Source organism: Nocardia sp. NPDC051832 (genome assembly GCF_040681285.1).
GTDB lineage: Bacteria > Actinomycetota > Actinomycetes > Mycobacteriales > Mycobacteriaceae > Nocardia.
This window is the reverse complement of record NZ_JBFAYL010000004.1, coordinates 247604-259020: the sequence shown is the minus strand read 5'-3', so window position 1 is coordinate 259020 and position 11417 is coordinate 247604. Positions and strand designations below refer to the sequence as shown.

Below are 11417 nucleotides of genomic sequence, written 5' to 3'. Positions count from 1 at the left end.
TTTCGGCGCGGAATGGGCCGCCGACGCTGGTCCGCGCTATCAGGGGCAGGGGTATCCCGACACTGTCGTCTCGACGTTGGCGCCCGAGCCCGCCCGTCGACCTCTTCGAACGGGATACGCCTCGAGCACTGTCATCGGCTACTTAATACTGGCGGTAGGGCTTGATCCCGGCCAGGATCGGGCCTAGGTGCCCGGTGAGAAGCTCCCTAATCGGCTGCCCGCCAGCGTCATTGGTGTGGCTCAATAATGGCTTGCCTCTCACCGGTCACCGTGCCGGGAATGGCTGAAGAGGGGTTTGCCCACAGCTCGAAGTAGCGGTGCCTTCCCGCACGGACCTCACACCCCGACACGGAAGGGCGCCGCTGGTGGTGGTCATCATCGGAATGGACCCGCACAAACGCTCCGCCACGATCGAGATCATCGATCCCGGCAGCAATATTCTTGCCACAGGGCGATACGGCACCGACAACACCGGCTACGCCGAAATGCTCGCCACCGCAAGGCAACACACCGAGCGGGTGTGGGCGATCGAGGGCTGCAACGGCGTCGGCCGACATATCGCCCACCGCCTGGTCCACGACGGGGAAACCGTGATCGATGTGCCAGCGAAACTTTCGGCACAGGTGCGGGTATTCGCCACCGGAAACGGCCGCAAAACCGACCCTGTCGACGCTCATTCGGTGGCGTTGGCCGCGTTGCGGGCACCGAACCTGCGTCGAGTCCAAGCCGATCCGGAGTTGATCGCATTGGGCATGCTCGCCGATCGCCGCGACGAACTCGGCCACGCCCGCACCGAGACGGTCAACCGTCTGCACCGGCTACTGCTGGAACTGCTGCCCGGCGGGGCAAAGAAATACCTGACCGCGATGCAGGCACGCAAGCTGATCGCCACCGTCAAACCCCGCGACCCGGCAGGCAAGGTCCGGCGCCGCCTGGCCGTCGAGTTGATCGGCGAACTCGAAACCATCGACCGCAAAACCAAAGCCGCGGACAAGGAGCTCCGCCAACTCGTCGCCGAGCGCGGCTCCACGCTGACCGATCTCAACGGCATAGGCCCGGCCGGCGCAGCCCGATTGCTGGCCGATGTCGATGACATCCACCGATTCCGGGACCGGAACCGGTTCGCCTCCTGGAACGGCACCGCACCCCTGGACGCCTCCTCTGGCCAGCAGCAACGCCATCGGCTCTCCCGCGCCGGAAACCGCAAAATCAACCGCGTCTTGCACACCATGGCCATCGTTCAACTACGCCGCCCCAGCGCCGGGCGCGTCTACTACGACCGCCGCAGAGCCGAGGGCAAGACTTCGATGGAAGCGATGCGCGCTGAAACGGCGCCTATCGAACGTGGTCTACGCACGCATGCTCGCCGATCAGCGCAGAAGAGAAAAGGCAAGCCCGGGAGGGCAATCGGGGGCGACTACGGACTCCAGCGCGACCGGCTCAACCCCGCACACCGGCACTTCGGACAAGCCACAACCCGGACTCACCGCTAACCAGAATAGCCCCGACCTGCAACGCATGTCTTGACACGAGAGGGGAGCCACTATGGTGCGTTGCCGACGCTGAGGTCAGCTGCTGCTGGACGCCACGCTGGGCTTGGTCAGCACGGGCGCGGACGCGGCGCTCGCGCAACTGGACTCCGAGGACCCGCGCGTCCGCATCGTCGTGCTCTTCGACAGCCTGACCGCGAATACTCAGCAATCCCTGCCGATGCGGCGCAGGCTGGTCAAGCTGACCGTGGATGCCCTGCCCCGCCGAAGGGCAGCCCCGCCGCGGCTACCGGCGCGTGCGCTGGATCGAAAAGCCTGCCCTGGAACCGTTGCGAAACCAGTTGCCGCCCACTGAATTCGAACGCCTGGTGTCCCAGGTCGCCCTGGTGGTCGGCTGGGAGGCGGTCATCGTGTTCACCGACGTGCGCGGACTGAATCCCGAATCCGCCCGCGAACTCTGCACCATGGCGGCCCGCGCCCTCATCGAGGCCGCCACCCGCGGCTGAGCACGGGCTGCCGCGACGCTAGCCGGCGACGTCGCCGTGGCGCAGCGCGGCGATGATCGCGAGCGTCGGCGTGCCCGGCCTCGGCGTGGTCGTGCATCGCGTATTCGGCCGGATCGTTCGTCGCCGGAGTGCGGAGCGGGCCGTGCCGCGTCCGGTCCCGGTGATCTGTACCGGGACCGGCCGCGGAGTCGACGATCGCATTCGACACCTCGGTTCGACGGCGAGGTCCCGGCCCCAGTGAGTGCCGCGAGCTATAACAGTTCCAGCGAGTGGATCGGCTGGAAGAAGGTCGACGTCGCAGATCAGGCAGCAGATCGCCGCACCACTGTCGACAAGGCAACCACCTCGACACCAGTGGATGGGAGTTTGATGTGACACCACCAGCACGCCGCGACTCCGACGACGACAACTCCGCTACACGGTCGCGGCGATCGTTCATCCGGGCCGTCACGGCGACAGCCGGAGCAGGCGCTCTCGCGCTCCTCGGCATGGCAACAGCCAAAGCCGACACCTGCAGCCGAATTTCACAGACCTGGAAAGGCAACTGCACCAAAACCGAGCATTGCGACAGGCAGTGTCGAAACTGGGAACAGGCGGAAAGCGGGAAGTGTTCGCGTTCGGGTTCGATTGTCCGATGCTATTGCCAGTTCAAGTGCTGAACCACCACCCGATCGCCCTGGCTTTGCTGCTGCTCATCACCCGCTTCGCGTTGGCACTGACACTGTTGCGGGCGGGGCTGGCCAAACTCGGCGACCCACACCGGTTCCGGGACGCGGTCACCAGCTACGCACTGCTGCCTGCCCTGGCGGTCCGGCCCGTCGCCGCCACCGTCACCGCGACCGAGCTCGGCTGCGGAACCCTGCTGATCACCGGCATCCTGCCCGCACCGGCCGCGATCATCACCGCGATACTGCTCACGATCTTCGCGGCGGCGATGGCCCTGAACCTCGCGGCGGGGCGGCGGATCGACTGCGGATGCGCCGGAGCAGACCATGCACAACCGATCAGCTGGGCACTGATCACCCGCAACCTCGCCCTGGCCGCCCTGGCTGTGGTCGTCGCGATCGTGCCCGTCGACGGACTCGCCATCCTCACCGGCCCACACCCGAGAGCGACGATGTCGGTGGCACCCGAGATCGCGTGGGCGTCGTTACTGACAGTGCTGACCGGATCGGTGGGATGGCAACTGACCGTCCGCGGCCACCGCGTCACCGCTTCGGCACGAAAACTGACGAACTCTTCTTCGAGCGGAAGGTGACATTGTGAGTTGGCCGTGGATCACGGTACTGATCGCCGTGTCTGTCGTCGTCGTCATCCAGTCGGTGATCCTGCTCGGACTACTCACCCGGATCGGGCCTCTGCTGGAACGGCTCGGTGACGAACTCGGCGAACCGACACTGCCCAGCGTCGGTGAACTCGTTCCCGATCTCGCACTCACCCACACCGATGGACACCCGATCAGCACCCGAGACCTGCCCCGACCGTCGTTGATGGTGATCGTGGACCCGCACTGCGGGCACTGCGACCGGCTACTGGCCGCCCTCGGTGCGCCCCTGCCATCCGGACTCGTCGTGATCGCCGATTCCAGCCCGGCCGGACGCGCCCAGGTCGCGAACCTACCGCAGTGGGTCTCGACCTTTTACCAAGACGACGAGATCCTCACCCGCACAATGAAAATCGGCGCGACACCGGCCGCCGTCACCCTCGATCACGATCTGCGTGTGGCAGCCGCGACCCACCCCAGCAGCGTCGCCGATCTGCAGGCCCTCGCCACGGCGATCACCCCGCACAAGACCCTTCCCCTCCGCGAGACAACCTCATCCCACGGGTACGCTCCGGCCCGCTGATTCGATGCCGAGCGACGCGCCAACCCGTTCATCGGTCGCAATGACGCAGAGCATCCTCTCGTCAGTACGGGCTGGCCGGTTCGGTCAGCGCGACCAGCGGTTAGTTGGACACTTGCAGGCAGGATCAGGTCCCGGCCAGGATTTGATCCAGGTGCCCGGCGGGAGTGCTCGCTCAGGGTGCCATTACCGTGCGAAGGCGCGACGGCTGTGCATCGCAACCCTTTGCGCGACAGAAGAACCAGCCAGCCGTCGCGATGGCTGGCTAGTCGAATGCAGGCGCTTCCTCCTCCTCTTCCTTCGAGGTCGGCACTATTGCTGTCGCGATGCCGGTCGGGCGGTTGCCCACTGGTACAACGGCATGCACGTTTGGTGCTCTCGTAACAAGGATCATGCTGAGAGTGTTGTCGCCGGAGTTGGTGACATAGGCCCACCTGTCCTCGTAATCGAATACGATCCCGGCCGGCGAAGCGCCCACTGGAAACGTCCTTGTCGCCGACCGGGTTACAAGGTCGACCACGGTCACCGTGTTGTCGTCGGCGTTGACGACCCAGACCTCGGATTGCCTGCGGCAAATCGCGACAGCGACGGGCCGTGCGCCGACGGCGACCTCGAACAGGAACGTGCCATCCGCCGGGTCGAGTACCGCGACGACATTGCGGTCTGGATACACCATCGCGAGGATCGGGAATTCCACCCGGTCGTCGGAGGTAAAGGCCATCGCCCTCGGCGCGGTGTCCGCCCGCCCGCCGTCATTCCATATCTCTTGGTTGGTGGACACATCGAAGCAGGCCACGGTAGCTGTAGCCGCACTCGCTACGACAACCGCTCGCTGTTTCTTCGCACCCGCCGAATCCCATTCCGGCGCCAGCACTGCCAGGCTGACCGGTGACTTGCCGTACGCACGCCGCTCTCGATAGAGAGAGGAAGAGGGGGTGACGAAGAGCAGGTCCTCTGCCTCGGAATCGGCGACCGCGATCACCTTCAAGTCGGGTCCCGCGGCCACGGCATCGGGCCGTATCTTGTCTCCGAGATCGATTTCGACTTCGACCTTGCCCTTCTCGACGTCGACCACCACGACCTTGCGGGAATCGACACAACCGACTGCCACAAAGTTCCCGAGGCGAGAACACGTGACGCTGGTCGGGGCGCCCAGCCCGGAGATGATGGTCGAAGCCGCCGCGACCTCGGATGTACTCGGAACCGTGTCGAGACTCTTGGTCAGCACCGTGGTGTCGAGGATGGTCAAGGAATTGTCACCGGTAGTGCAGATCACCAACTTGCAGGGGATCGCCTGCGTGCTCATGTTCACGCCCTCCTTATGCATCGCTACCACCCGCACCCGCTCAGGAATGCCAGCCCCGCAACGGGATTCGTTACAGAATGGACGACTGGATGCCCACTCTTTGATCAGAGACACCCGACCAGCGGGCCGACTTTCCCGACAATCGACGCCCGGCACTCAGCATTACCAGGCATTGAAACTGCCCGAGTACACCTCGGGCCGTGGATCTTCCGTCGGATCGCTCCGGCCGCGCAAACCGCCCAGCAGGCGGCATGAGACCTCCGATCGCGCTAACTGTCAAGCTGCAGTGGTTGGCTCGGGTTCGATCAACGGTCCAAATGCCTTCGCCGAGTCGTAAACCTGGCGGGTTTGCAGGCAGTGGTAGAGCTGGCCGAGCATCTTGTTGAACAGGTGTCGAACCGCAGGGGCGTGACGGTCACCGCGCTGGCGACGCTGCCGGTAATGCTGTTGTGCCGGACCGGAATTCATAACCATCGAGGCAGCCCAGACCCAGCCGACAGCAGCGAGGCGATCGTTCTTGATCCGTCGGAAGGTGACCGAGACGATCGGGATCGGTTCTTCGGCAGTGTCGCCGGCCTCGGTGAGCAGTCGGGTCAGCTCGGTGAAACCCGCAAGGTCGTCGCTGATCCGTTTCTTGGCGATCAGCGTGCCGCCAGCATCGACAATGGCGATATCGTGGTGGTCCTCGGCCCAGTCGATGCCGCAATATCGGTTCAATTCGTCCTCCATCAACAATGGGTTTCTGCTGGTCAGAACCCGAGTGAGAACGCGCAGCACTCTACTTACAAGCCTCTGTGGGCTGGCCTCCGATGAGCTGTTCGCGATCCCAGCGCACCCCCACGGCGCCGGTCTGCATCAGAGCTCGAAGGCTCTGGCGTTGAAGTGGGCGTCTTGTCGTGGGAGCGGGCTCGAACCACGATCGATCTCAACCGATAACGGCGGTCGAATCGCCGAAGACACACCATGTCAACGGAATCCGACCGCCGTTCCACCACCGGCGTCCGCGGTCTCAGCCAGGGCTCCCGGCCCTGAGTGCGTTCAGGGATCGCGGTGGCGAGATCATTCGTTGCCAGATAAGTAGAGTGCGTTCCGGCGCAGTCCGTCCGTGTCGAGCGATGATCTATCGCGTGGATGGATTTCTGGTCTTGGTGAACGGACTACCCGGAGCAGGCAAAACGACCTTGAGCCCAGCTCGGACGGTCAATGGACGCGTGGTTTCTGTCCAAGGACGCCATCAAGGAAGCGCTTGCCGCCGGTATCGGAAATGCTGTCGACGTACCGGAATTGGGCGGCATCGCTCACCAATGGCAGCTATCCATCGAGACCGGCAACGTCTGGCCGAGGAATGGGACAACAGGGCGACCACGCCGCACCGCTCCGGGTCGCCTGAACCTCGCGGGTGAAGTGTGTGCCGCCCGGCGCATGTGACCGATCTCAGTTTGTTTCGGGAGTCCGGCCGGCGTGGCGGCCGGCCAGGCTGCGATGCAGCAGCGGCAGCAGTGCTTCCCAATGATGTTGCAGTGCATCGGGATTGAACGCGGCGGTATCGGACATGGTGAATCCGTGGACGGTGCCCGGATACACCTCGCTGTCGTATCGGACCCCGGCTATGTCGAAGGCTTCGCGCAGTGCGGCGATCGCGGTCGCGGGCATGGATTGTTCATCGTGTTCGGCAAGCCCGAGATAGACCTTCGCCGACAGGCGCGATGCGAGAAGGTGTGGGCTGTCGGGCGTGTCGGTCACCAGTGGACCCGGATGGAAACACGCTACTGCCGCGACCTGTCCAGGACGGGCCGCCGCGGTGCGCAGCGCCAGGCCCGCGCCCATGCAGTAACCGATCACGGCTACCGGCCCCGGCCTCACCTGGGGTTGTGCGCTCAGGAAATCCAGGTAGGCGAGCGCGTCGCGTTCCGCGCGTTCGGTGGTGTGCTCGCTGATCACAGGCATCAGCCGGGCGAAGAACGGCTCACGATTCTCAGCCCGGGTCAGATCCGGGATTCCGATCACCGGCGCGGGCCCGTGTCGGTAGAACAGATTGGGTACCAGCACGTAATAGCCCTCCCCCGCGAGTTTTTCGGCCATTTCCCGCAGCACCGGCCGCACGCCGATCCCGTCGGGGTACAGCAACACGCCGGGGTAGCGCCCCCCTGACGCGTAGGGGTAGGCGATCAGCGCGTCGGCACTGCCGTCCGGTGTGGGGATCTGAACTGTGGTGCTGGGCATTCGCGCTCCTTCTATCGTCTGTGACGTTCCGATCGAGCCATCGAGTCGTTGATGCATCAGCTATTCCACAACCTCAATAGAGGTTCAGGTCAACACCTCCGAGATTCCGCCTGATGCCCCATCTTGGATAGCTTTCAGGGATTTGACATCAACATAGGTTGAGGTTATCTCCTCGATCTTGTGCCGATCTCAGCTTCTGAGGCGACCCGCGGTAGCTGGCGGGAAATGCTCTCTCATGACCATGCTCCGACCACCGTTCTGATCGGTGGCGTGATGCTGCTCGACGGTGTCAGCACCTGGGTCACCACAAGTTTGCTGCCCACTGCGGTGGATGACATCGGTGGCCGCCAGCTCTACGCGTGGGCTACGACGGTCTTCCTGCTCACCTCGGTGATCGCCGCCCTGCTCGTGGCCCGGACCGTCTCCGGCGTCGGTGCCAGAACTGGCTTCGAGATCGGATTGGGAGCGTTCATCGTAGGCACTTTGACCGCCGCCGCGGCACCGGCCATGCCGGTTCTCCTGGCCGGCCGGGGCATCCAAGGCGCCGGAGTCGGCCTGGTAGCCGGACTGTCCTACGTCAGCGTCCAAGCCGAGTTGCCGCAACGGCTGTGGAGCCGCGCCTCCGGGCTGATCTCGGCAGCGATGGCGGCTGGATTCTTCATCGGTCCGCTGATCGGTGGCATCTGCGCTCAGCTCGGCCTCTGGCGACTCGCGTTCCTCGTCGTCGCCGCACTGACGGCACCGCTCATGCTGCTCGTGCCGCGAGCGATACGACGCCACCAGCGCGACCGGCGCCTGGACCCGATCCCGGTCGGGTCGGTACTGCTGCTCACCGGCAGTGCAGCCCTGATCGGTGTGGCCGGCCTGCGAACCGATCCGGCCTTCACCACGATCGCCGTCGCAAGCGGGCTGACGCTGATCGCGATATTCCTGCTGCGCGAAAGCCGCCCCCGACAGCGCGCACGAGTCCTGCCCCTGCTGACCTACACCAGCGGCGCCCCGCTGGCGCGGCTCTACCTCACCCGCGCATTGATCACGATCGCCGCCTCCGCCGAGGCGTTCATCACCCTGTTCGGACAAGAACTCGGCAATCTCACCCCCGTTGCGGCCGGATTCCTCGGAACCGCGCTACCAGTCGGCTGGGCACTGACACAACTGGCCAGCTCGACCATCGACAGCGCCACACTGATCCGTCGACTCAGCGTGATCGGACCTCTCCTCACCGCAGCGGCCCTCGCCTTCACCGCCACCCTGCACCACACCCAGCCCAGTGGACTCACCATCACAGGATGGGCGCTCGGCTACCTGCTCGCCGGATCCGGAATCGGCATGGCCATGCCCCACCTCACCGTCGCGGTCATGGCCGCCGCCACCACACCCGGCGAGGCCACGAAAGCATCCGCTGCCATGAACACCGTCGGCCTGTTCGCCTTCAGCATCGGCTCCGCCCTCGGGGGCACAATCCTCGGACTCGCCCATCCTTCATTGCCGCGAGCCGGCCACTACCTGCTCCTGGCCTGCGCAACCTCGGCCACCCTGGCCGCACTGATCGCCACGAGCACACTCCGATCCACCACCACCGGACCGGAACAGCGAAGCATCTGAGCACCTGCACAGGACGCAGCCGGCTCGGCGGCCGGCCCGTGCCCGCGTCTGGTGAACCAGGCGCTGATGAGCCGGGCGAGCATGCTCGCACGACCGGCAGCTACCCGGCCGCTGCCCCGAACGCACCCTGCGTATCGAATCCGCCGACAGCACCCCCGAACGGACACCACGATTCCCAGCGACCGGCCCCGCCTGGGCGTAGTCCGGTCTGCGGATGGTTAGCAGGGCGATAGAGTTCCGAAGTGTCGCACTCTATTTCTGCACTGATACTGCCCGGTCCATACAACGCCGATGCAGCGGACAAGTGGGACCTGGTACCAGTGCCTCTGCGCGGCGACCTGACACTGTTTCATATAACCCACTACTACACGGCGTATTGGCAAGCGTCGCTTGGGGTTACAGGGTATTTCAACCTCGGGCCGCAGGCGCGTCCCCTGTTGTTCCCCACCGAGAACGTAGTAGCTGTGCTGGCAGCGGAACTCTCTGCCCGACCGGAGCCAACGTTCGCGGTGGTGGCTACAGACTATTTCGGCGGTGCAGGCGACCAGTACGCAGCCGTTTCCGTTGACGGTGGGCCCATACATTCGGTGCGGCTCATCAACGACGCACTTCGCGTTCTCGGGATTAGACCGGCCAAAGGGTTGGATGAATTCGACACAGTCGGTTTGGGCAGTCATCGATCAACGCCTGACTACATGGATCGCTACGGGGATCTTTGCGATGATCTTGGGGTTTGAACAGCCAATGGACATCACAGTCAGTATGTTCGGCGCGGTGCCGGACTGAGCCCGCCGGCCGAGCGCTCAGCGCCAGAAGAGTGCGTTTGTCTGGTGTGGTTACTGTTTGACGAAGTCGCCAGGCTTGTACTTGCGGTCGAAGAATTCTTGGGTGGGTCCGTACCAGCGGATGAGGCTGAACCAGCCCTTGCCGGGGGTGGTTTCGAGCCAGTTTTGTGCGCCTTCGGGCGGATTCGGTCCGACATGGAAGGTCACCGATCCGTCCGGGTTGAATTTCAGGTTGTTCATCGAGTTCAGCGACGGATACACCTGCCCGGGGACATCAACTCCGGAGGCGGTGTCGGCGTCGTAGACGGTGACCGACCAGAGGATCTGTGCGGGTGGGTTGGCGGGCAGGTCGATGGTGTAGTGGTTTTCCCCGCGCAGGTACTCACCGTTGCTGTCCTTGTATGCCGCACCGTATTTGGCACCGGCTCCGACGATCGAGCCCATCATTCCGGAGCTGATGGAGTAGGCGTTGATGAACATGTGCGCCTTGGCGTCGACGTCGGTGTAGCCGGTGGTGCGGACACGGAATTCTTCGTCGAGCAGGGTGTGCCAGAAGTCGTCGAGTTCGGTTTTGGCGTGGGCGACCCAGTGCCGATCCGACCACCACAGGGCGTTGGTTTCCTGATCGAAGTGGGCGGCGATGTTCTTGGCCATCCGCCACCCGGTCTTGGCCCCTTGGTCGAGTAGGTCACGCTGGTGGTCGGTGGGCTTGAAGTCGGTACCTTTACTGATGCCCAGGGCCGCAAGGACGCCGTGCATGTAGGGGTCTACGGTGTCGAGTTGCTCGCTCTGGATCAATTCGTCGAGCATGTCGAAGTAGGAGCCGTCCTTCGGGAACAGGGCATTGGCCGGGATGTCGGAAACGTGTTTGAAGTCCATCGGTTTCGCCTCGCCCCGCAGTGGGCGCACGATCAGCCCCTGCACTGCCTTCACCCCGGGGGTGAGGTCGTCGACGGACTGGAAGAAGCCGCGCTGGAAGATCAGTAGCCCGTTGGTGCGGCATTCGTAGACGAAGAAGTCGCCCGGGTCGACCCCTAGGTCCTCGATCTTCTGACCGGCCGGGACGATGAGGTACTTGCCGCCATTTCCCTTGTCGGGCCCGGGAATTCCGATATCGCCGAGGTATTGGACGCCGTCGATGTTCGGGCCGGTCAGTGGGCGGTGCCAGAAATCGTCGAGCAGGCCCTGGATCTTCGGTGGTGCCTCGAGCACGAGTGGGCCGGTCTGGCTCAGGTCGGCGAAGCCCATGCAGTAGATGACGTCGGAGTTCGGGGTGGTGATGACGGTGTTGGGTTTGAGGCGTTTCTCGTACACCGACATGACGTTGTAGCCGGTGCCCGCGACCGCGCCGAGCCCCTTCTTCATCGCGTACATGTTCACCGCGGGTAGCGCCCAGAGATAGCTTTGCGTGGCGCGCTGGAAGAACAACTCATCGTCGAGCATCGTGGCGCTCTCGTCGGTGGGATATCCCCCGGAGAACTCCGCATCGGCCAGGGCACGGTACTGATCGCCGTTGGATCCACCACCGGAGCCTCCGTTGGATTTGTTGTCGCTCGCGCAGGCCGCCAACGTCCCGCCCGCACCCACGGCCACGGCCGCCAGACCTGCTGCACCGAACGCTGATCGCCGTGTCATCTGCCAACCCATGATGTGAGTTC

At 64.3% G+C, this 11417-nt stretch carries 12 protein-coding genes; 7 read left to right on the top strand and 5 right to left on the bottom strand.

From position 1 onward, the window contains the following. The first annotated feature begins 365 nt into the window (after positions 1 to 365). Entirely contained in the window at positions 366 to 1493 is a 1128-nt protein-coding gene (locus AB0M14_RS26800; protein ID WP_364999514.1) for an IS110 family transposase, read from the top strand. A 248-nt stretch (positions 1494 to 1741) separates the two neighbouring features. Further along, complete coding sequence (locus AB0M14_RS26795; protein ID WP_364999511.1) at positions 1742 to 1996, top strand: hypothetical protein; 255 nt, start codon at positions 1742 to 1744, stop codon at positions 1994 to 1996. A gap of 18 nt (positions 1997 to 2014) precedes the next feature. On the opposite strand, the gene AB0M14_RS26790 is transcribed toward AB0M14_RS26795, so the two are convergent. Then, the gene (locus AB0M14_RS26790; RefSeq protein WP_364999510.1) at positions 2015 to 2197 is read right to left on the bottom strand and encodes a hypothetical protein; all 183 of its coding nucleotides are present in this window, start codon (positions 2195 to 2197) and stop codon (positions 2015 to 2017) included. 433 nt (positions 2198 to 2630) lie between these two features. On the opposite strand from AB0M14_RS26790, the gene AB0M14_RS26785 reads away from it, so the two are divergent. Both AB0M14_RS26785 and AB0M14_RS26780 read left to right on the top strand, forming a co-directional pair. Continuing rightward, positions 2631 to 3254: a MauE/DoxX family redox-associated membrane protein gene (locus AB0M14_RS26785; protein WP_364999508.1), complete on the top strand. Its 624-nt coding sequence runs from the start codon at positions 2631 to 2633 to the stop codon at positions 3252 to 3254. Between the two features lie 4 nt (positions 3255 to 3258). Beyond that, on the top strand, positions 3259 to 3843 hold the full coding sequence (locus AB0M14_RS26780) for a hypothetical protein (protein WP_364999507.1): 585 nt from the start codon (positions 3259 to 3261) through the stop codon (positions 3841 to 3843). Between the two features lie 262 nt (positions 3844 to 4105). Here the strand turns inward: AB0M14_RS26780 and AB0M14_RS26775 are convergent, their stop codons facing one another. Further along, positions 4106 to 5146, bottom strand: coding sequence for a hypothetical protein (locus AB0M14_RS26775; protein ID WP_364999506.1), 1041 nt, complete (start codon positions 5144 to 5146; stop codon positions 4106 to 4108). A 276-nt stretch (positions 5147 to 5422) separates the two neighbouring features. Beyond that, a complete protein-coding gene (locus AB0M14_RS26770; RefSeq protein ID WP_364999505.1) occupies positions 5423 to 5875 on the bottom strand; it encodes a transposase in 453 nt (150 codons plus the stop codon). A 474-nt stretch (positions 5876 to 6349) separates the two neighbouring features. Here AB0M14_RS26770 and AB0M14_RS26765 point away from each other — a divergent pair, with 474 nt between their 5' ends. After that, positions 6350 to 6574, top strand: coding sequence for a hypothetical protein (locus tag AB0M14_RS26765; RefSeq protein ID WP_364999503.1), 225 nt, complete (start codon positions 6350 to 6352; stop codon positions 6572 to 6574). A gap of 6 nt (positions 6575 to 6580) precedes the next feature. Here the strand turns inward: AB0M14_RS26765 and AB0M14_RS26760 are convergent, their stop codons facing one another. Continuing rightward, positions 6581 to 7369 carry a dienelactone hydrolase family protein gene (locus AB0M14_RS26760; RefSeq protein ID WP_364999502.1) on the bottom strand — a complete coding sequence of 263 codons (789 nt, stop codon included), beginning with the start codon at positions 7367 to 7369 and terminating at the stop codon, positions 6581 to 6583. 225 nt (positions 7370 to 7594) lie between these two features. Between AB0M14_RS26760 and AB0M14_RS26755 the strand changes: the two genes are divergently transcribed. Both AB0M14_RS26755 and AB0M14_RS26750 read left to right on the top strand, forming a co-directional pair. Beyond that, positions 7595 to 8974 (top strand): MFS transporter, encoded by a 1380-nt coding sequence (locus AB0M14_RS26755; protein ID WP_364999500.1) that lies wholly within the window; start codon positions 7595 to 7597, stop codon positions 8972 to 8974. A 242-nt stretch (positions 8975 to 9216) separates the two neighbouring features. Continuing rightward, on the top strand, positions 9217 to 9711 hold the full coding sequence (locus AB0M14_RS26750; protein ID WP_364999499.1) for a hypothetical protein: 495 nt from the start codon (positions 9217 to 9219) through the stop codon (positions 9709 to 9711). 99 nt (positions 9712 to 9810) lie between these two features. Here AB0M14_RS26750 and AB0M14_RS26745 read toward each other — a convergent pair whose 3' ends face one another. Beyond that, positions 9811 to 11394: a DUF1254 domain-containing protein gene (locus tag AB0M14_RS26745; protein ID WP_364999497.1), complete on the bottom strand. Its 1584-nt coding sequence runs from the start codon at positions 11392 to 11394 to the stop codon at positions 9811 to 9813. Positions 11395 to 11417 lie beyond the last annotated feature (23 nt).